This window comes from Paraliomyxa miuraensis, assembly GCF_026337845.1.
In the GTDB taxonomy this organism is placed as follows: Bacteria; Myxococcota_A; Polyangia; order Nannocystales; family Nannocystaceae; genus Paraliomyxa; species Paraliomyxa miuraensis.
Genome location: NZ_JAOVZF010000116.1, coordinates 1 through 20,147, shown reverse-complemented (window position 1 = coordinate 20,147; position 20,147 = coordinate 1). Strand labels below are relative to the sequence as shown.

Genomic DNA, 20,147 nt, shown 5'->3' with positions numbered 1-20,147 from the left:
CACGTGGCCGATCGTGCCGATGTTCACGTGGGGCTTGTCGCGAACGAACTTCTCCTTGGACATGGCGCCTTACCTCTTGATGGGCTGAGAGCTTGGGACTGGTGAGCGATTCGAGGAATCGTGGGTGGGTTCGGGGTGAGGTCGACTCGTTGCGGGCGACGGACGCCGGCCTTCAGTAACCTCGGAGCCTTTGGACGATGCTGGCCTGGACCTCCGCCGAGACCTCGGCGTTGTGGCTGTAGTGCATCGAGTAGGCCGCACGACCCTGGGTCGCAGAGCGCAGCTCGGTAGCATATCCAACCATCGCTGCCAAGGGGACTTCAGCCTTGACGATCTGGTTGCCCCCCTGACCGGGATGGGAGCCAGGATGGGAACCGGCATGGGAATCGGGACGGGACCCTGGCGCGGCCTCCATGCCCATCACACGACCCCGTCGTCCGTTCAGGTCGGAGACCACGCTGCCGGTGAAGTCCTGCGGGACCACCACGTCGATGGCCATGATCGGCTCGAGCAGCACCGGGCGGGCTGCCTCGAGGCCCTCCATGGTCGCCATCGAAGCCGCGGCACGGAAGCTGGCCTCGCTGCTCTCCTGGTCGTGTGCGACCGCATGGACCAAGGTCACTCGGACGTCCTCCACCGGGAAGCCCAGCAGCGGGCCTCGCGTCATTCCATCGCTCACGCTCTCGCGAATGGCCGTGAGGAACACCCGGTCGAGCCCCGGCTTGCCATCCGGGCCCCCACGCAGCGCAGACGACCGCGCCCCGGATGGAGCCGTCGAGGGCGGCAGGGCATCCACGAAGGCGTTGCCCTCGCCGCGGCCCACGGGCTCGAAGCGCAGGGTGAGCTTGGCGTACTGCCGCTTGCCGCCGATCTCACGCACGTACTCGAGCTCACGGTCGACGGGCACCGAGATCGTCTCGCGGTAGGCCACCTGCGGCCGACCCACGTGCACGTCGAGCCGGTGCTCGCGCAGCAGTCGATCGATGATGACCTCGAGGTGGAGCTCGCCCTGACCGCAGACCAGGGTCTGACCCGAGTCGGCGTCCTGGCGCACCTTGAAGCTGGGGTCCTCGCGCTGGAAGCGCTCGAGCGCCTCGTCGAGGCCCTTCTGGTCGCTGGCGGTCTTGGGCTCGATGGAGCGAAAGATCACCGGCTCGGGGATCTGCATGCCGGCCAGCACCACGCGCTGGGCATCGTCGGCCAACACCAGGGTGTCGCCGGTCGCCGTGAACTTGAGCCCCACCGCGGCTGCGATGTCGCCCGGTCCCACCGTGTCGATCTCCTGCGTCTTGTTGGCGTGGACCTGCAGGATCTTCTGCAGACGCTCCTTGCGGGCGCGGGTCACGTTCCACACCGCGTCCTTGATCTTGGCCTTGCCCGAGTACACCCGGAAGAACACCAGCGGCCCGCGGTGGGGGTCGTAGAGCACCTTGAAGGCCAGAGCCAGGAATGGATCGCCGTGGATCGGACGCCGCGCCGTGGTCTCGCCGGTCGGGCCGCCCGCGTCGACCACCTCGGCGTCGACCGGCGGCAAGTCGCGCGGAGACGGCAGGTAGTCGACCACCGCGTCGAGCAAGGGCTGCACGCCCTTGTTCTTGAGCGACGATCCGCAGAGCACGGGCACCCCGCGGCCGGAGACGGTGGCCCGACGCAGCCCCTCGCGCAGGGTCTGGGCCGTGACGTTGGCCCCTTCATCGGACAGGTAGAGCTCCTCGAGCTCGGCATCGACCTCGGCCAGGGCCTCCACCAGGGCCACCCGAGCCTCGCGGGCTGCCTCGAAGTACTCGGAATCGGGGGTCAAGGGATCGGCCCGCACGATCTCGCCGTGCTCGCCATCGAAGTGCAGCGCCTGCATCTCGAGCAGGTCGATGACCCCCTCGAACGCGCCCTCGAGCCCGATCGGCAGCTGCACCACGATGGGGTGGGCCCCCAGCCGCTCGCGCAGCATGTTCACCGTCAGCTCGAGGGTGGCGCCCACCCGGTCGAGCTTGTTGACGAACGCCACCCGCGGCACCCGGTACCGGTCGGCCTGGCGCCATACCGTCTCCGACTGCGGCTCCACCCCCGAGACCGCATCGAACACCGCGATGGCGCCGTCGAGCACCCGCAGCGAGCGCTCCACCTCGACCGTGAAGTCCACGTGGCCGGGGGTGTCGATGATGTTGATCCGGTGCTCGCGCCAGTAGCAGGTGGTGGCCGCCGCCGTGATGGTGATGCCGCGCTCCTGCTCCTGCGGCATGTAGTCCATCACCGCGGCGCCATCATGGACCTCGCCGATGCGATGCGTGATGCCCGTGTAGAAGAGAATCCGCTCCGTGGTCGTGGTCTTGCCCGCATCGATGTGCGCCATGATCCCGATGTCTCGGGTACGCACGATGTCTTCGAGGGTGGCCATGACGGAAAGGGGGAACCGGGACGGAGCGAAGCAAGAGCGCTGAAACGGGCAAGGGGCCGCATTCGCTGCCATCCATCCCCATCTGGGGTGGGTGTGGCACGCGAAGGGCCCTGGTTGGCGTGCCCCATCTCGCCACCGAGGCGAGGACGGGGTGCCGGGGAGCGGACGTCACGAGCACCGGTTGGGGTGCAGGTGCTGCCGCACGAAGCTCTGTGGATCGGGTCTTGCCTCGGAAGCGCTCCAGATGGCGGTGGCTACCACCGGTAGTGGGCAAAGGCCTTGTTGGCCTCGGCCATCTTGTGGCTGTCTTCGCGCTTCTTCACCGCGGTGCCGCGGTTCTGCGCCGCATCGAGCATCTCGTTGGCGAGACGCTCGCGCATGGTCTTCTCGGGGCGGGCCCGCGCCGCCTTGATGAGCCAGCGGTAGGCCAGGGCCTGGCTACGCTCGGGGCGCACCTCGACCGGAACCTGGTAGTTGGAGCCGCCCACGCGACGGGCGCGGACCTCGAGCCGGGGCCGGGTGTTGGCCACGGCCTTCTCGAAGGTCTTGACCGGGTCGTCCTTGGTGCGCTCGGAGATGATCTCGAACGCGCCGAACACGATCTTCTCGGCAACCGACTTCTTGCCATCGAGCATGATGCCGTTGACGAAGCCGGCCACCTGCCGGTTGATGTCGGCGGGGTGGTCCGTGTACCGGATGTCGAGCACCGGGCGGGGCTTGCGGGTGACCTTCTTGCGGGACATGAGCGGTCCTTCTGCGGCGGTGCGTCCTACTTCGGTCGCTTGGTGCCGTACTTGGAGCGGCGCTGGCGACGGCCCTGCACGCCGGTGGTGTCGAGGGTGCCGCGCACCACGTGATAGCGAACGCCGGGAAGATCCTTCACGCGACCGCCACGGATGAGCACCATGGAGTGCTCCTGGAGGTTGTGCCCCTCGCCCGGGATGTAGGAGGTGACCTCGATCCCGTTGCTGAGGCGAACGCGGGCCACCTTGCGAAGCGCCGAGTTGGGCTTCTTGGGCGTGCTCGTGTACACGCGCACGCAGACACCCCGCTTCTGCGGGCACTCCTTGAGGGCCGGCGCCGTCTTCTTGGAGAGCTGGAGAGTGCGTCCCTTGCGGACCAACTGCTGAATCGTCGGCATCGACTTCCTCGGAGAACCTTCGTGGCGGGGGGCGTCTGGACCGGGCGCGGGCCCGTGGTCCATGGCTGGCAAGTCGCCCAACCGGTACCCCCGCGAGGACGGAGGCGTGTACCCGGTTTTCGCCCGGCGATCAAGACCGCGAACGGGCGGCCCCAGGGCACGACGGCCCCGGGCCCCTGAACCCATCGGGGTACAGGGGTCGCCGAGTATAGGCAGGGGGTGGTTTCGATCAAGGATGACCTTCGAGCGTACGCTCACGACCGCCCGCTCTTGGTGAAACCGGGGATCCGAGCCGATCCAAGCCTCCAACCGACGTTCCATCCGCGGGTGCATGAACACTCGGCCAGCTGGGAGAACCGGCGACCAGAGCAGCCAGATCGGCAAATCCTGTAGCCAGGGGCACGTCTTGGGCGCATGGCCCGAGCCCTTGAAAGCGCTGGGGTCGAGCCGATGGGTGGGGTTGGCACGGACCTTGATGAAGGAAGGCGCATGTCCCCCACCAAGATCTCCCTCGTCGTCCTGAGTCTATGCATGGGCCTGTTGGCAGGCAGCGCGAGCGCAGCGGCTGGGTCGAGCTCGGGCTGCGATGCTCGGCTGGTCGAGCTCGCGGCCACCGAGCAGGCGCGCGACGAGATGGAGCAGGCCGTGGTCGTGATCGACGGTGACCGCCAGGCGCTTCGCATCGAGGCCAGCCGGCTCGCGGCGATCATCGCCGAGCGGACCCGGGGCGGTGCCAGCGACTCCGAGCTCGCGTCGTTGGTCGAGCGTCGAGCCAAGGCGCAGCGGGAGGCCGAGCGCCTCGACGCGCGCATCGTGCTGCTGCAGCGGCAGCTCGATGCGCTGGTAAGCGAGGTGGACCGCGTCGAGCGAGGCTACCTCGCGTGCATCGAGCGGAGCCTCGAGTCGTAGCTCGATCCCTCAACCGGCCGGCTCGGACCCGAGCCAGCGCGAGAGCACCTCCTCGAGCCGCTCGCGGCGAAACGGCTTGGCGATGAAGTCGTCCATGCCCGACGCGTGACAGGCCTGGCGATCCTCGGGCAGGGCGTTGGCCGTCACCGCGACCACCGGCGTGTGCCGGCGCCCCTGCGCCTTCTCCAGCGAGCGCAGCCGGCGAGTGGCCTCCAGCCCGTCCATCACGGGCATGTGCACGTCCATCACCACCAGATCGAAGCTCGACTGCTCGAGCTGATCGATCGCCTGCTGCCCATCCTCGGCCACCTCCACCGTCAGCCCATAGCGACCGAGCATCGCCTGCACCACCATCTGATTGATCTTGTTGTCCTCGACCAGGAGGACGCGGTGCTCGGGCCCCACCCACGCGGGCGCCGGTGCGGGCGTGGGTGCCTCGGTGGGCTCGGAGCGCGCGAGGGTATAGGGCACGCGGAAGCGGAACGTGGACCCCTTCCCCACCTCGCTCCGTACCGAGATCGATCCTCCCATCGTCTCGAGCAGGCGCTGACAGATGGCAAGCCCGAGCCCCGTGCCGCCAAAGCGCCGCGCGATGGAGGCATCGGCCTGGGTGAAGGGGGTGAACAAGCGCGCCTGCAGTTCGGCGGACATGCCCACGCCGGTGTCCCGCACGCTCACCTCGAAGCGGGTCTCCTCTTCGCCGAGCACGTGCCACTCCGCGCGCACGTCCACCGAGCCCTCGGCGGTGAAGCGCACGGCGTTGCCGAGCACGTTGGTGACCACCTGCCGCAGGCGCCCGGCATCGCCCCACACCACCGGCGACGGACCCGGCGGGACGTGGAGCGACAGCTCGATGCCCTTGCTCCTGGCTTCCTCGGCGTAGAGCTCGATCACCTCGGCGAGGATCCGATCGGGCTCGAACGGCACGTCCTCGAGGATCAGCTTGCCCGCCTCGATCTTCGACAGGTCGAGGACGTCGTCGATGAGCCCGAGCAGCGAGACCGCCGACCGGTGGGCCACGTCGACATAGCGCGCGTCGTCCTGATCGAGCCGGGCGTCCTTGAGCAGCTGGAGCATCCCCAGCACCCCATTCATGGGCGTGCGGATCTCGTGGCTCATGGTCGCCAGGAACGCGCTCTTGGCCTGGTTGGCGGACTCGGCCTGCTCACGAGCACGGCGCTCGATCAGCTCGGCCTCGCGAAGCTTGGCCTGGTCCATGCGGTTTTGGAGCAGCGCGCCCACCTGCTGCACGAGCACCGTGAAGGGCTCGAGCTGGTCGCTGGTCATCGCCTCGTAGAGATCGCCGTCCTTGGTGACTCCGCCGAGGAGGAGCCCACGCGGCATCCCCGTGGGACTCGAGCAGCAGCCGACGACGAGCTGACGCAGGTTCGTACCCGCCAACGCCGACTCCGACAGCAGCATCGCGGGCAAGCCCTGCCGCTCGAGCTGCTGCAGCCAGCGCCGCACCTGGGTGCGACCCATCTCCAGCTCCATGCCCGCGACGCACGCGGGCCGATCGTCTGGCTCGCCGTGAGCGTCGGTGAGCCACAGGATGCCCACCTCCAGCTCGAAGAGCTCCACCACCGCCTCCGCCGTGACCTGGGCGAACTGCGAGGGAGTGCGCGCCGCGATGGCGCGGGTGTTGTACGCGTGGATGTCGGCAAAGCGGGCGAGCTCGCGATCGAGTCGGGCCCGGGTGTTCACGAGCTGCTGCTGCACCGCCGAGAAGCGGGTGAGCAGCGCTGTGTACTTGCGCTCGACGCTGTCGTGCTCGTCGTCGCTCATGGGAGAGACCGACGGACCAGGCTCGTGCACGCGGCGCTCGAGACCTGCCCCCGCATGTGCCCACGATCGTACCCCATCCTCCACGCCTCCAACCCCAGCTCCCTCCCCCTCCACCAGCCCCCCAGACCAACGTTCTGGCCCATTTTGGGCCAACCAACGCGAGCACCGAGCAGCCAGCCCCCGCATCACCCGAGGCGATGGCGAGCCCGAGCAACTAACTCCCGCATCACCCGAGGCGATGGCGAGGTCGATCAACCAGCCCCGCATCACCCGAGGCGATGGCGAGCCTCGAGCAGCCAGCCCCGCATCACCCGAGGCAATCGCGAGCCTCGATCACCCAGCCCCCGCATCACCGAGGCGATGGCGAGGGCTCGAATGATCCCCCCGCTTGCGGGGGGAAGCTGCGCGAAGCGCCTCCCGCTAGCCCGTGACGGTCGCGGGGGGCAAAGTGGCCTCCTAATCAGGAATGTTCATCAGGTCGCGCTCGCTCTGGCGTCGAGCGATCGGCTCGGCCGCGAGCTCCTCGGGCGTGAGGTCGTCGCTCTGCACGTGCAAGCGCTCGTACACCCCGAGGCCCGTGCCGGCCGGGATGAGCCGGCCCATGATCACGTTCTCCTTGAGGCCGCGCAGGTAGTCGACCTTGCCCTGGAGAGCCGCCTCGGTGAGCACCTTGGTGGTCTCCTGGAACGACGACGCCGAGATGAAGCTCTCGGTGGAGAGCGACGCCTTCGTGATGCCGAGCAGCAGCGCCTGGCCCGTGGCCGGAGTACCACCCAGCGACGCCACCCGCAGGTTCTCCTGCTGGAAGATCTGCCGCTCCACGTGGTCCTCGGCCAGGAAGTTGGTGTCGCCCGGATCGGTGACCTTCACCCGACGCATCATCTGGCGAATGATCGTCTCGATGTGCTTGTCGTTGATCTTGACGCCCTGAAGCCGGTAGACCTCCTGGATCTCGTCGAGCAGGTAGCGCGCGAGCGCCTTCTCGCCGAGCACGGCCAGGATGTCGTGGGGGTTGGCAGGACCACCCATCAGCTTCTCGCCCGCGCGCACGCGGTCGCCCTCGCGGATCTGCACGTGACGCGCCTTGGGCACCAGGTACTCGCGCGGCTCGCCGTCGTCGGGCGTGACGAGGATGCGGCGCTTGCCGCCCTTGTCCTTGCCGAACGAGACCACGCCGTCGGTCTCGGCGATGATGGCGTGCTCCTTGGGCGTGCGCGCCTCGAACAGCTCCACCACGCGGGGTAGACCACCGGTGATGTCCTTGGTCTTGGTGCTCTCGCGCGGGATGCGAGCGAGCACCTCGCCGGCCTTGATCTCCGTGCCCTCCTGGATGGTGAAGGAGGCCCCCACCGGCAGGTAGTAGCGCGCCTCGTGCTTGCCGAAGGTCGCCACGTTGCCGGCCTCGTCGCGGATCACCATGCGAGGACGCGAGTCGGGATCGCGGCTCTCCTGGATCACCATGCTCGAGTGACCGGTGACCTCGTCCACGCGGACGGTCATGGTCACGCCCTCGATGATGTCGGCGAACTCGACGGTACCCTTCACCTCGCTGAGGATCGGGATCGAGAACGGGTCCCACTCGGACAGCAGCGTCCCCGGGCCGACCTGCTCGCCCTCGCGGACGGTCAGCTTGGCGCCGTAGTTGAGGTCGTACTGCTCGCGCGGGCGGTCCTTCTCGTCGAGCAGGATGACCCGCGAGTAGCGGTTCATCACCACCTGGTGATCGTCGCGCTCCACCGCCGACAGCTCCTCGAAGGTCACCTTGCCGCCGAAGCGGGCCTCGAGGGTGGTCTGCTCGCTCTGCATGCCCGAGGCCACGCCGCCGATGTGGAACGTCCGCATCGTCAGCTGGGTGCCCGGCTCGCCGATCGACTGCGCCGCGATGATGCCCACCGCCTCGCCCACGTCGACCAGGTTGCCGCGCGCCAGGTCGCGGCCGTAGCAGCGGGCGCAGATGCCCCGCAGCGCCTCGCAGGTGAGCACCGAGCGGATCTTGACCTTCTGGATGCCCGCCTCCTCGAGCGACTTGACCCGCGCCTCGTCGAACATGTCGCCCTCGGCGCAGATGATCTCGTCCGTGCCCGGCCGGTAGACCGGCTCGAGCGCGGTGCGACCCAGGACGCGATCGCCCAGCCGCTCGATGATCTCACCCGCCTCCACCAGCGCCTCCTGCTCCAGCCCCTGGATCGTGCCGCAGTCGAACTCGGTGATGACGGCCTCCTGCGCTACGTCGACCAGGCGCCGGGTGAGGTACCCGGAGTTGGCGGTCTTGAGCGCCGTGTCGGCCAGGCCCTTGCGCGCACCGTGGGTGGAAATGAAGTACTGCTGGACGGTGAGGCCCTCGCGGAAGTTGGTGGTGATCGGGGTCTCGATGATCTCGCCCGAGGGCTTGGCCATCAGACCGCGCATGCCGGCCAGCTGCCGCATCTGCTGACGCGAGCCGCGGGCGCCCGAGTCGGCCATGATGAAGATCGAGTTGAACGAAGGCGACTTGCGGGTCTCGCTGCCGTCCGCCGAGGTCATCTCGTCGGTGGAGATCCGCTGCATCATGGCGTTGGCGATCTGCTCGCTCACGTTCGCCCAGATGTCGATCACCTTGTTGTAGCGCTCGCCCGAGGTGATGAGACCGTCGGCGTACTGCCCCGAGATCCGCTTGACCTCCTCGAACGCGTCGCCGAGGAGCGTCTCCTTCTCCTCGGGGATGTACATGTCGTCGACGCAGATCGAGATCCCGGCCTTGGTGGCCTCGGTGTAGCCCGTGCTGCGCAGGTAGTCGGCCATCAGCACCGTGGCCTTCTGGCCGCACATGCGGTAGCAGACGTCGATGAGCTCGTTGAGCTCCTTCTTGCCGAGCGGGCGGTTGACCAGCTTGAACGGGATCTGCTTGGGGATGCCCCCCTCGTAGAGCAGCACCCGGCCGCAGGTCGTCTCGACCATGTCCTCGGAGTCGACCCGGCACTTGATCTTGGCCTGCAGGTGCACCGCGCCGTGGTCGAACGCCATCCGCACCTCGTTGGGCGAGCCGTAGTGGCCGACCACGTAGTTGTCACGGGTGGGATCGTTGGCCTCGCCGGACGCGAACGGGCGCTCGCGCGTCATGTAGTAGAGGCCCAGCACGATGTCCTGGGTGGGCACGATGATGGGCTTGCCGTGCGCGGGCGACAGGATGTTGTTGGTCGACATCATCAGCACCCGCGACTCCATCTGCGCCTCGATGCACAGCGGAACGTGCACGGCCATCTGGTCGCCGTCGAAGTCGGCGTTGTAGGCGGTGCAGACCAGCGGGTGGAGCTGGATGGCCTTGCCCTCGATGAGCACCGGCTCGAACGCCTGGATGCCCAGGCGGTGGAGCGTGGGGGCGCGGTTCAGCAGCACCGGGTGCTCCTTGATGACCTCGTCGAGGATGTCCCAGACCTCCTCGGCCTCGCGCTCCACCATCCGCTTGGCGCTCTTGATGGTGGTGACCAGCCCGCGGGTCTCGAGCTTGTTGTAGATGAACGGCTTGAACAGCTCGAGCGCCATCTTCTTGGGCAGGCCCACCTGATGGAGCTTGAGCTCGGGGCCGACCACGATCACCGAGCGGCCCGAGTAGTCGACACGCTTGCCCAGGAGGTTCTGGCGAAAGCGGCCCGACTTGCCGCGGAGCATGTCCGACAGCGACTTGAGCGGGCGCTTGTTGGGGCCGGTGATGGTCTTGCCACGACGACCGTTGTCGAACAGGGCATCGACCGCCTCCTGCAGCATCCGCTTCTCGTTGCGGATGATGATCTCGGGCGCGGCCAGCTCCTGCAGGCGCTTGAGGCGGTTGTTGCGGTTGATGACGCGCCGATAGAGGTCGTTGAGATCCGAGGACGCGAAGCGACCGCCGTCGAGCGGGACCAGGGGGCGCAGATCCGGCGGGAGCACCGGGATCACGTCGAGCATCATCCAGTCGGGCTTGTTGCCGCTGTTGCGGAACGCCTCGATCACGCGCAGGCGCTTGGCGGCCTTCTTGCGCTTGGCCTCGCTGGTGGCGGTGGCGATCTCGGTGCGCAGCGCTCGGGCCTCGACCACCGGGTCGATGCGGCCGAGCAGCTCCTTGATCGCCTCGGCTCCCATGCCCGCCGTGAAGGCGTCCATGCCCAGCTCGTCGAGCAATTGCTCGTAGCGGTCCTCCGACAGCAACTCGCGCTCCTCGAGCCCCGAGTCCTTGGGGTCGATGACGATGTAGCTCTCGCAGTAGAGCACCTTCTCGAGCTTCGACAGCGGGATGTCGAGCACGTTGCCGATGCGCGAGGGCAGGCTCTTGAGGAACCAGATGTGCGCGACCGGGGTGGCCAGCTCGATGTGGCCCGCGCGCTCGCGCCGGACCTTGGAGTGGATGACCTCGACGCCGCACTTCTCGCACACGACGCCGCGGTGCTTCATCCGCTTGTACTTGCCGCACAAGCACTCGTAGTCCTTGATGGGCCCGAAGATCTTGGCGCAGAACAGGCCGTCCCGCTCGGGCTTGAACGTGCGGTAGTTGATGGTCTCGGGGTTCTTGACCTCACCGTACGACCAGTCGCGGATGGTCTTGGGCGACGCGATGCTGATGCGCAGCGCGTTGAAGGTGGCCGCCTCCTTGGGCTTCTCGAAGAACGAAAAGATGTCACGCATGGCTGGGTCCTCCTTCTTGGGCGCCCCCCACCTGGGGGCATCGAGTCACTGGAATCGGTTCGGTCTGCAATTGCCCCCCGCTCGAGGGGGGCAAGGACGGCCCTACTCGGCCGCGGGCATGGCTTCGTTGGGGCGGCCGGGCACCTGGCCGGTCTCCATGTCGACCTCGAGCATCTCCACGTTGAGGCACAGGGCCTGCAGCTCCTTGAGCAGCACGTTGAAGCTCTCGGGGAGCCCGGGCTGCATGGTCGGCTGACCCTTGACGATCGACTCGTACATCCGCATGCGGCCCACCACGTCGTCGGACTTGACGGTGAGCAGCTCCTGCAGGGCGTAGGCGGCACCGTAGGCCTCGAGCGCCCACACCTCCATCTCGCCCAGACGCTGACCGCCGAACTGGGCCTTGCCGCCCAGCGGCTGCTGCGTCACCAGCGAGTAGGGTCCGATCGATCGCGCGTGGATCTTGTCGTCGACCAGGTGGTGCAGCTTGAGCATGTACATGATGCCGACGGTGACGTTCTCCTCGAACGCCTCACCGGTTCGGCCGTCGAACAGGATCGCCTGGCCCGAGGGCGGAAGGCCCGCCTTGGACAGCGTAGTCTTGACCTCGGACTCCACCGCCCCGTCGAACACCGGGGTGGCCATGTGCACGCCCCGCCGCAGCTTGTCGGCGAAGCGCACCACGTCGTCGTCGGCCAGCGAGCTGACGAAGCGATCGGCGTCGGGGTTGTCGTAGATCTTCGACAGCTGCGAGCGCAGCACGTCGGAGCTGTACTTGGTCTGCATGTAGCGGTCGATCTGGTTGCCCAGCTCCTTGGCCGCCCAGCCCAGGTGCACCTCGAGGATCTGCCCGATGTTCATGCGCGAGGGCACGCCCAGCGGGTTCAGCACGATGTCGACGGGGGTCCCGTCCTCGAGGTACGGCAGGTCCTCCATGGGGAGGATCCGCGAGATCACGCCCTTGTTGCCGTGGCGGCCGGCCATCTTGTCGCCGACCTGCATCTTGCGCTTGATGGCCACGTAGACCTTGACCATCTTGATCACGCCCGGCGGCAGCTCGTCGCCCTTGGTGAGCTTGGCGATCTTCTCGCGGTAGATGGTCTCGATCTCGTCGATGTCCTTCTCGAGCCGGCGCGCGAGCGCCTCCACCAGCTCCGTGTCCTCCCCGGTGGTCAGCGAGAACTGCCCCCAGTGCTTGCGCGGGATCGCGGCCAGCGTGTCGCCGTCGAGCGCGACCCCGGCCTCGCAGAGCACGTTCCCCTCGTCGTCGACGAGCTTGGCCGCCGTGGACTTGCCGACCAGGATCTCCTTGATCCGGTTGTGGTAGCCGTCGGAGACGATGTTGACGTTGTCGCGATAGTCGGTGTTGAGCTTCTCGCGCTCCGCGTCCTCGATCTGCTGGGCGCGGCTGTCCTTCTCGACCCCCTTGCGGGCGAACACCCGGGCGTCGATCACGATGCCGGTCACGCCCGGCGGCAGCCGCAGCGAGGTGTCGCGCACGTCGCCGGCCTTCTCGCCGAAGATGGCGCGCAGCAGCTTCTCCTCGGGCGACAGCTGGGTCTCGCCCTTGGGCGTGATCTTGCCGACCAGGATGTCGCCGGGACCGACCTCGGCCCCCACGCACACGATGCCCGCCTCGTCGAGGTTGCGCAGCGCCTCCTCTCCCACGTTGGGGATGTCGCGGGTGATCTCCTCCTTGCCCAGCTTGGTGTCACGCGCGACGCACTCGAACTCCTCGATGTGGATCGAGGTGTAGGTGTCCTCGCGAACCAGGCGCTCGGAGACGAGGATCGAGTCCTCGAAGTTGTAGCCCTGCCACGGCATGAACGCGACGAGCACGTTCTGCCCCAGCGCCAGCTCGCCACGCTCGGTGGCCGAGCCGTCGGCGATCACGTCGCCGGCCTTGACCCGGTCGCCCACCCGCACGATGGGCTTTTGGTTCAGCGCCGTGTTTTGGTTCGATCGCTGGAACTTGACCAGGTTGTAGATGTCGGGCTTCGCGCCCAGGATCGAGCGGCTCTGGTCGCGGCCGGCCACCGGCTTGACCACGATGCGACCGCCGTCGACCTGCTCGACCACGCCGTCGCGCTCGGCCACCACGGTGGTGCCCGAGTCGCGCGCCACGTGCGACTCCATGCCCGTGCCCACCAGCGGCGCATCGGGACGCAGGCACGGCACCGCCTGCCGCTGCATGTTGGAGCCCATCAGCGCGCGGTTGGCATCGTCGTGCTCGAGGAACGGCACCAGCGAGGCGGCCACCGACACCAGCTGGTTGGGCGACACGTCCATCAGCGTCACCTCCTGCGGCGCCACCAGCACGAAGTCCTCGTTGTAGCGGCAGTGCACCTGGTCGGCGAGCAGCTTGCCGTTGTCGTCGCAGCGGGCGTTGGCCTGGGCGATGTAGTGCCCCATCTCCTGCAGGGCGCTGTAGTAGGCCACGTCGGCCGAGGCCACGCCGCCGTCCACCGAGCGGTACGGGGTCTCGATGAACCCGAACTCGTTGATCCGCGCGTAGGTCGACAGCGACGCGATGAGCCCGATGTTCGGACCTTCTGGGGTCTCGATCGGGCAGATGCGACCGTAGTGGGTGGAGTGCACGTCGCGGACCTCGAACCCGGCCCGCTCGCGGGTCAGTCCGCCGGGACCCAGCGCCGACAGGCGCCGCTTGTGGGTCACCTCCGACAGCGGGTTGGTCTGGTCCATGAACTGCGACAGCTGCGAGCTGGCGAAGTACTCCTTGACCACCGCCGAGACCGGCTTGGCATTGATGAGGTCGGCCGGCATGAGCGCGTCCATCTCCTGGGACATGCTCATGCGTTCCTTGATGGCGCGCTCCATGCGAACCAGACCGATGCGGTACTGGTTCTCCATCAGCTCGCCCACCGCGCGCACGCGACGGTTGCCGAGGTGATCGATGTCGTCGATCTGACCGCGACCGTTGCGGAGCTCGATCAAGTACTTGACCGTCTCCATGATGTCGCGCTTGGTCAGGATCTGGGTGTCGAGGGACTCGTCGAGCTCGAACTTGTGGTTGAGCTTGAGGCGGCCCACCGTCGACAGGTCGTAGCGGTCGGCGCGGAAGAACAGCGAGTCGAACAGGTTGCGCGCCGTCTCGAGCGTGGGCGGATCGCCGGGGCGCAGGCGCCGGTAGATCTCGAGGATGGCCTCGTCGGGCGAGGTCAGCTTGTCCTGCAACAGCGTGTCGCGCAGGAACGGGCCCACGTTGAAGTCGTCGATGAACAGGACGCGGAACTTCTTGACGCCGGCCTCGATGAGGCGCTGCACGCTCTCCTCGTTCAGGTCCTCGTTGCAGTTGAGCAGGACCTCACCGGTGTTCTCGTCGATGATGTCCTCGGCCGCGAACTTGCCCACGAGCTCCTCGAGCTCCATCGGCAGGCGGTCGATGCCCGCGTTCTTCATCTTCTTGATGTGCGCGCGCGAGATCTTGCGCCCCTTGCGAACCAGCACCTGGCCGGTCTCGGGGTCCTTGATGTCGTGCGGCGCGCGCTGCTGCGGCAGCAGATCGTAGTCGACCGAGCGGAACAGCTTGGGCTGGATCACCCCGTCCTCGTCCGGCTCGCCGTCCTCGATCGTGATCGTCTCCTTCTCGTAGAAGTAGTCGAGCAGCTCCTGGGTGGTGTTGGCCAGCGCGCGCAGGAGCACCGTGGCGTAGAGCTTGCGGCGGCGATCGATGCGGACGTAGATGAGGTCCTTGTGGTCGAACTCGAAGTCGAGCCACGAGCCGCGATACGGGATCACGCGGGCGGAGAACAGCTTCTTGCCCGACGAGTGCGTCTTGCCGCGGTCGTGGTCGAAGAACACACCCGGCGACCGATGCAGCTGCGACACGACCACGCGCTCGGTACCGTTGATGATGAACGTACCGTGCTCGGTCATGAGCGGGATCTCGCCGAAGTAGACCTCCTGCTCCTTGACGTCGCGGATCGACTGGGTCCCGGTCTCGTCGTCCACATCGAACACGACCAGGCGCACCACCACCTTGATCGGGGCTGCGAACGTCATTCCGCGGGCGCGGCACTCGTCCTCGTCGTACTTGGGACGGTCGAGCGAGTAGCTCACGAACTCGAGCGAGCTGGTCTCGCCGAAGTCCTTGATCGGGAACACGCTCTTGAACACCGCCTGCAGCCCGATGTCCTCGCGCTCGTCGAGCGGCGTCTCGCGCTGGAGGAACTTGTCGTAGGACCGCTTCTGGATGTCGATCAGGTTCGGGACCTCGACGATCTTCTTGAGCTTCCCGAAGTTCTTGCGGACCCTGAAGTTGTTCTGAATGACCGGTGGCATCGGGCTTCCTGTCGCGCGGGGGGAAGGACCGCCGGGTGGTGTCGGCGGGTGGCCCCGGGCCGGCCGCGAGCGCGAGCTCGGGACGGGTGGGGCGTGCGGACTTGGGCGTGCGGGGCGGGAAGTTGGCCCGGGAGGCCAATCTCCGCAAGGGTCGCAGGCCAAATTGCTCGTGGGCAGAACGGCCGAAGGCCGGCGGCCCCCGATGCACGGGCGCCGCCGGACCTCCGATGGGGGCAGGTGAGGCTACTTGACCTCGACCTCGGCGCCGGCTTCCTTGAGCTTCTTGGCGATTTCCTCGGCCTCGTCCTTGGAGATGCCCTCCTTGACGTTGGCCGGTGCGCTCTCCACGAGGGTCTTGGCCTCCTTGAGGCCGAGGCCCGGGATGACCTCGCGGATCGCCTTGATCACGTTGATCTTCTTGTCGCCGAAGCTCTTGAGGTGGACGTCGAACTCGGTCTTCTCCTCGACCTCGGCGGCAGGGCCGGCGGCCGCGGGGCCTGCGGCAACCGCGACGGGCGCGGCGGCGGAGACGCCCCACTTGTCCTCGAGCTCCTTGACGAGGGCGGCGATCTCCATCACGGGGAGGTTGCTGAGGTAGTCGATGACCTGCTCTTTGGTGACGTTGGACATGGCTTGAAACTCTGTTCTGTGGGTGGAAGGTGAGGGTTTGGACCGTCGGCCGGCGAAATTGCGCCTAGGCCGCGTCCTGCTTCTTGTCGTGTAGGGCGTTGAGGAGATAGAGGAAGCTCTGCGCCGGAGCGTTGAGCACGCGGACCATCTGCGTCGCGGGCGTGTTGAGCAGCGCAAGGAACTGCGCCTTGAGCTCGCGCGGGCCCGGCATGTTGGCCAGGACGTCGACCCCGTTGGCATCGAGCACGGTGCCGTCGGCGATGCCGCCCTTGACCTGGAACTGCTCGTTGTCCTTGGCGAAGTCGCGGGCCACGCGGGCCGGCGCACCGGGGTCGTCGGCGTTGTAGGCGAGGCCCGAGACGCCCTTGAGCAGATCCTTGATGGGCTCGTGCTTGGTGCCCTGGGTCGCGAAGCGAATGGTCGAGTTCTTGAAGACCCGGTACGTGCACCCGGCCTCCCGGAACTTGGTGCGCAGATCGTTGGCTGCGGCCACCGTGAGTCCGGCGAACTTCACCAGCACGAGGGCGCTGATACCCTCGATCTCTTCGCGTAGCTTGGCAGACAGCTCGTGTTTGGTTGCGGTGTCCATCGGATGGAACCTCTGGGAATCCCCTGGGAGGGGAGGTGATGGTTTAGGCCCCCATGGCCGCGAGTGGGCTGGAGGGTTGGGAGACGGCGGAAGGGCCTTTGTCCGAGAGGATTCCGACTGGAAACCGACTCATCGACGCCTTCCACTCTGGGCGGGCCACCCCGAGCCCGGGGTGATTATCGCTCGCAGCCGCGAGCGACCTGCTGTCTTGGAGTGGTGCTCGGCGAAGGCCGAGCAGAACACGGACTCGGCTCGAGGGCCGAGCGGGAAGCGCGGGGACGGGAGTATGGCGGTGGGTCCAACCTCCTGAGAAGCGTGCGGAAGGGATTCGAGCGAGATGCCGAGGAGCCGGCCCCGGGATGGGCCGGCTCAGGCCTCCACGCGGGCCGCGACCTCGTTGGTGTCCAGGCGCACGCCCGGGCCCATGGTCGACGCCAGGGTCACGCTCTTGAAGTACTTGCCCTTGGCGGTGGAGGGCTTGAGGCGCTGCAGGGTCTCGAGCAGCGCCACCAGGTTCTCGCGGATCTTGTCGGGACCGAACGAGACCTTGCCGATGGGCGCGTGCACGATGCCCGTCTTCTCCGTCCGGAAGTCGATGCGGCCGGCCTTGAGCTCGCGCACGGCCTTGGCCACGTCCATGGTCACGGTGCCGACCTTGGGGTTGGGCATGAGGTTGCGCGGGCCGAGCACGCGGCCGAGGCGCCCGACCAGACCCATCATGTCGGGGGTGGCGATGGCCGCGTCGAACTCGAGCCAGCCCTCCTGGATCTTGGCCACCAGGTCATCGGCGCCGACCTCGTCGGCCCCGGCATCGCGAGCCTCGGCGGCGCGGTCGCCCTTGGCGAACACCACGATCCGCACCGACTTGCCGGTGCCGTGGGGCAACGCGCAGGACGAGCGGATCATCTGGTCGGCGTGCCTCGGGTTGACACCCAGGCGCGCGGCGACCTCGATGGTCTCGTCGAACTTGGCGAACGTGGCCGCGGTGACCACCTCACATCCCTCCTCGAGGGAGTAGCGCTTGGCGCGATCGACCTTCTGCTTGGCTGCTTCGAATTTCTTTCCCATGTCCGTGCTCTCCTCCGGGGTCCGAGCGGGGCGCGAGCCCCTCCCCCGGGTCGAAGATGGCGATGTGTCGTGTCGTCGTCCGATGCCCCGAAGGGCGATGCCCCGAGGGGCCAACTGCTCGCCCGTAGGCGATGCCCCGAAGGGCCGAAGAACCGATGCCCCGAGGGGCCAACTACTCGCCCGTAGGCGATGCCCCGAAGGGCCGAAACTACGCCCCTCTGGGGGGCAAGCTGGGTGGCTGCTTGCCTACCGCTGGCCGCGGGGGGCTACGACGACCATGCTAGTCCACGACATCGAGGCCCATCGAGCGGGCGGTGCCCGCGATCGAGCGCATGGCCTGATCGATGTCGAAGGCGTTCATGTCCTTGAGCTTGGTCTCCGCGATCTCGCGGATCTGGGCCGAGGTGACCTTGCCCTTCTTGACCTTGTTGGGCTCTCCGGAGCCCTTGTCGATGCCCGCGGCCTGCATGAGCATGTAGGCGGCCGGCGGGGTCTTGACCACGAAGTTGAACGAGCGGTCGCTGAACACCGTGATCTCCACGGGCAGGACCTTGCCCTTGTCCTTCTGCGTGCGCGCGTTGAACTGCTTGCAGAAGTCCATGATGTTGACGCCCTTGCTGCCGAGCGCAGGACCGATGGGCGGTGCGGGGGTGGCTTCGCCGCCCTTGCACTGCAACTTGATGAAGCCGGTGACCTTCTTTGCCATGACGAAAACCTTGGGAGACTTGGATGGGAGCCCGAATCGCGAGGCCCCCTCGGGGGCACCGGGTTGCCGGCGTGCCTACGGCTGGCTGCGGGGGGACATGAACGGTCGGTCAGCCCGCGAGCTCGACCTCGCTGAAGTCGACCTCGACGCGAGTGGGACGCCCGAAGATCGAGACCGAGAGCCAGATCTTCTGCTTGTCGTTGTTGACCTCTTCGACCTCGCCGGTGAAGTTGGCAAACGCCCCGCTCTTGACCCGCACCTGATCGCCGACGTTGTAGTGCACGTCGGGTGCGGGAGGCGCCTCGGGGCTCACCTCGTGCTGGCCGGTGGTGTGGCCCAGCATTCGGCTCATCTCCGACTGGCGCACCGGCTTGGGATTGGGATCGCCAAGGAACCCCGTGACCTTCGGGGTGTTCTTGACCACGTGCCACGACTCCTTCGTGAGCTCCATGTTCACGAAGATGTAGCCGGGGAAGAACTTGCGGCTGGTCTTGATGTTGCGCTTGCCGCGGCGCTCGGTGACCTGCTCCGACGGCACGAGGATCTCGCCGAACTGATCCTCCCAGGGCTTGCCCTTGATGCGCTCCTCGAGGGCTCGCTTGACCGAGTTCTCGTAGCCCGAGAACGTGTGGACCACGAACCACTCCTTGGGGCGCTCGGCGCCCTGCTCTGCTTCGTCGCTCGGCATGGCTCGCTCCTGTTGCGCGTTGCCCTCAGTCTCCGATCTCATGCCCATGCGACTAGCCTCGTGAAGTGCGCGCCAGATGCCCCTATGCCCCGACCCGCCACCTAGATGCCATAGAGGACGTTGGTGATGGCCGACCACAGCCGGTCCATGCCGAACAGGATCCCCGAGCTGATGAGGGTCATGACGACCACGACCACGGTCGCCGCCCGCGTCTCGGCGCGGGTGGGCCAGGTGACCTGCGAGATTTCGATGACGACCTCGGTGCAGAACCGAAACCAATCCTCGCGGCGCCAGGCGTAGAGGGTGCCGAGAACGGCGATCCCGATGCCGGCCAGGTTGGCGTAGAGGTCGGCTGGGCGAGAGACCGATTGCGGCCACTGGGCCCACACGAGATCCCAGACGTCGAGGATCGCGTTGGACAGCACCCATGCCGCCATGAACCCGCCGAGCACGAAGATGAGGTGCGCGAAGCGGCTGGGATCGAAGTCCCGCCGAAGGCCCTTGGCCTGCGCCTGTCGCTTTCGAGAGCTCGCCATGGTTCGAAATGATGGATGATGATTGCGCCGATTCTGACGGCGGGGGCGACGCCCTCCAGAAAATCGGGAGGACCGCCCTCTCGGCGGCTTGCGAGGTGGAGCCCGGGAGAGCACCCGGGGCGATCGGCAGGGCGTGAGGGGCTCGAACCCCCGGCCTGCGGATTTGGAGTCCGCTGCTCTACCAACTGAGCTAACGCCCTAGGAAGAGGCGCCAAGCGCCTGCGGAGCTATTTGGTCTCCTTGTGCTCGGTCTGCTTGCGGCAGAAGCGGCAATACTTCTTGAGGTTGAGCTTCTCGGGAGTGTTGCGCCGGTTCTTCATGGTCGAGTAGTTGCGGCGTTTGCACTCCTGGCATTCCAGGGTGATGATGATGCGGTGTCCTTGAGCCATGGGAGACCTGCCGGCGCGAAGGGCCGTTGCCTATAGCAAGAGCCGTTCCGGGTTGCAAGGGAGGTCCCGGAGCGGGTCCGGGGCATTGATGTGACGTGCCTCGCGCGGACTCGGACTTCCAGCCCGACCAGCGCAAGGCACGCAAAGACAGTCCTCTTTCGCCTCCCGCTCGGGAGGCCTCGATGAGGCCCCCGCTTGCGGGAGACCTCGATCAATCCCCCCGCTTGCGGGGGGAAGCTGCGCGAAGCGCTTAACGTCAGCCCGAGCCGGCTGCGGGGGGCTATTCAATGATCTTGGTGACCACGCCGGCGCCGACGGTGCGACCGCCCTCGCGGATCGCGAACTTCAGCCCGTCCTCGCACGCGATCGTC

At 67.3% G+C, this 20,147-nt stretch carries 15 protein-coding genes and 1 tRNA gene; 1 reads left to right on the top strand and 15 read right to left on the bottom strand.

Translation table 11 applies throughout. The features are described from left to right. Nucleotides 1-172: 172 nt before the first annotated feature. The 3 genes from fusA to rpsL all read right to left on the bottom strand — a co-directional run bounded on the left by fusA (nt 173) and on the right by rpsL (nt 3,536). Complete coding sequence (gene fusA, locus OEB96_RS00895) at nt 173-2,395, bottom strand: elongation factor G (protein ID WP_266213478.1); 2,223 nt, start codon at nt 2,393-2,395, stop codon at nt 173-175. A 254-nt stretch (nt 2,396-2,649) separates the two neighbouring features. Beyond that, nucleotides 2,650-3,138: a 30S ribosomal protein S7 gene (rpsG, locus tag OEB96_RS00890; RefSeq protein WP_266213477.1), complete on the bottom strand. Its 489-nt coding sequence runs from the start codon at nt 3,136-3,138 to the stop codon at nt 2,650-2,652. 26 nt (nt 3,139-3,164) lie between these two features. After that, nucleotides 3,165-3,536 carry a 30S ribosomal protein S12 gene (gene rpsL, locus OEB96_RS00885; RefSeq protein WP_266213476.1) on the bottom strand — a complete coding sequence of 124 codons (372 nt, stop codon included), beginning with the start codon at nt 3,534-3,536 and terminating at the stop codon, nt 3,165-3,167. Between the two features lie 489 nt (nt 3,537-4,025). Between rpsL and OEB96_RS00880 the strand changes: the two genes are divergently transcribed. Continuing rightward, a complete protein-coding gene (locus OEB96_RS00880; protein WP_266213475.1) occupies nt 4,026-4,445 on the top strand; it encodes a hypothetical protein in 420 nt (139 codons plus the stop codon). A 9-nt stretch (nt 4,446-4,454) separates the two neighbouring features. Here OEB96_RS00880 and OEB96_RS00875 read toward each other — a convergent pair whose 3' ends face one another. The 12 genes from OEB96_RS00875 to OEB96_RS00820 form a co-directional block, all read right to left on the bottom strand. Then, nucleotides 4,455-6,230 carry an ATP-binding protein gene (locus tag OEB96_RS00875; protein ID WP_266213474.1) on the bottom strand — a complete coding sequence of 592 codons (1,776 nt, stop codon included), beginning with the start codon at nt 6,228-6,230 and terminating at the stop codon, nt 4,455-4,457. Nucleotides 6,231-6,686: 456 nt separating this feature from the next. Beyond that, nucleotides 6,687-10,868, bottom strand: a complete 4,182-nt coding sequence (gene rpoC, locus OEB96_RS00870) for a DNA-directed RNA polymerase subunit beta' (protein WP_266213473.1) — start codon at nt 10,866-10,868, stop codon at nt 6,687-6,689. Nucleotides 10,869-10,970: 102 nt separating this feature from the next. Then, entirely contained in the window at nt 10,971-15,170 is a 4,200-nt protein-coding gene (gene rpoB / locus OEB96_RS00865; RefSeq protein ID WP_266213472.1) for a DNA-directed RNA polymerase subunit beta, read from the bottom strand. Nucleotides 15,171-15,413: 243 nt separating this feature from the next. Beyond that, nucleotides 15,414-15,800 (bottom strand): 50S ribosomal protein L7/L12, encoded by a 387-nt coding sequence (gene rplL / locus OEB96_RS00860; protein ID WP_266213471.1) that lies wholly within the window; start codon nt 15,798-15,800, stop codon nt 15,414-15,416. A gap of 64 nt (nt 15,801-15,864) precedes the next feature. Continuing rightward, nucleotides 15,865-16,389 carry a 50S ribosomal protein L10 gene (gene rplJ, locus OEB96_RS00855; protein WP_266213470.1) on the bottom strand — a complete coding sequence of 175 codons (525 nt, stop codon included), beginning with the start codon at nt 16,387-16,389 and terminating at the stop codon, nt 15,865-15,867. 369 nt (nt 16,390-16,758) lie between these two features. Continuing rightward, entirely contained in the window at nt 16,759-17,457 is a 699-nt protein-coding gene (gene rplA / locus OEB96_RS00850; protein ID WP_266213469.1) for a 50S ribosomal protein L1, read from the bottom strand. Between the two features lie 280 nt (nt 17,458-17,737). Then, nucleotides 17,738-18,163, bottom strand: a complete 426-nt coding sequence (rplK, locus tag OEB96_RS00845) for a 50S ribosomal protein L11 (protein ID WP_266213468.1) — start codon at nt 18,161-18,163, stop codon at nt 17,738-17,740. Between the two features lie 109 nt (nt 18,164-18,272). Continuing rightward, nucleotides 18,273-18,893: a transcription termination/antitermination protein NusG gene (gene nusG / locus OEB96_RS00840; protein ID WP_323137311.1), complete on the bottom strand. Its 621-nt coding sequence runs from the start codon at nt 18,891-18,893 to the stop codon at nt 18,273-18,275. A gap of 59 nt (nt 18,894-18,952) precedes the next feature. Then, on the bottom strand, nt 18,953-19,387 hold the full coding sequence (secE, locus tag OEB96_RS00835) for a preprotein translocase subunit SecE (protein ID WP_266213467.1): 435 nt from the start codon (nt 19,385-19,387) through the stop codon (nt 18,953-18,955). A gap of 127 nt (nt 19,388-19,514) precedes the next feature. Then, nucleotides 19,515-19,587 (bottom strand) — tRNA-Trp (locus OEB96_RS00830). 27 nt (nt 19,588-19,614) lie between these two features. Beyond that, nucleotides 19,615-19,776, bottom strand: a complete 162-nt coding sequence (gene rpmG, locus OEB96_RS00825) for a 50S ribosomal protein L33 (RefSeq protein ID WP_266213466.1) — start codon at nt 19,774-19,776, stop codon at nt 19,615-19,617. Nucleotides 19,777-20,056: 280 nt separating this feature from the next. Beyond that, nucleotides 20,057-20,147: EF-Tu C-terminal domain-related protein (locus OEB96_RS00820; RefSeq protein ID WP_323137312.1), on the bottom strand; the 91-nt coding region annotated here is incomplete at its 5' end.

Coding starts and splice junctions, on each gene's coding strand:
- OEB96_RS00875 (WP_266213474.1), bottom strand. CDS start 6,230: ATGAGCGACGACGAGCACGACAGCGTCGAGCGCAAGTACACAGCGCTG.
- rplL (WP_266213471.1), bottom strand. CDS start 15,800: ATGTCCAACGTCACCAAAGAGCAGGTCATCGACTACCTCAGCAACCTC.
- rpmG (WP_266213466.1), bottom strand. CDS start 19,776: ATGGCTCAAGGACACCGCATCATCATCACCCTGGAATGCCAGGAGTGC.
- rpoC (WP_266213473.1), bottom strand. CDS start 10,868: ATGCGTGACATCTTTTCGTTCTTCGAGAAGCCCAAGGAGGCGGCCACC.
- rplK (WP_266213468.1), bottom strand. CDS start 18,163: ATGGCAAAGAAGGTCACCGGCTTCATCAAGTTGCAGTGCAAGGGCGGC.
- secE (WP_266213467.1), bottom strand. CDS start 19,387: ATGGCGAGCTCTCGAAAGCGACAGGCGCAGGCCAAGGGCCTTCGGCGG.
- rpoB (WP_266213472.1), bottom strand. CDS start 15,170: ATGCCACCGGTCATTCAGAACAACTTCAGGGTCCGCAAGAACTTCGGG.
- rplA (WP_266213469.1), bottom strand. CDS start 17,457: ATGGGAAAGAAATTCGAAGCAGCCAAGCAGAAGGTCGATCGCGCCAAG.
- rpsG (WP_266213477.1), bottom strand. CDS start 3,138: ATGTCCCGCAAGAAGGTCACCCGCAAGCCCCGCCCGGTGCTCGACATC.
- rpsL (WP_266213476.1), bottom strand. CDS start 3,536: ATGCCGACGATTCAGCAGTTGGTCCGCAAGGGACGCACTCTCCAGCTC.
- fusA (WP_266213478.1), bottom strand. CDS start 2,395: ATGGCCACCCTCGAAGACATCGTGCGTACCCGAGACATCGGGATCATG.
- rplJ (WP_266213470.1), bottom strand. CDS start 16,389: ATGGACACCGCAACCAAACACGAGCTGTCTGCCAAGCTACGCGAAGAG.
- nusG (WP_323137311.1), bottom strand. CDS start 18,893: ATGAGATCGGAGACTGAGGGCAACGCGCAACAGGAGCGAGCCATGCCG.
- OEB96_RS00880 (WP_266213475.1), top strand. CDS start 4,026: ATGTCCCCCACCAAGATCTCCCTCGTCGTCCTGAGTCTATGCATGGGC.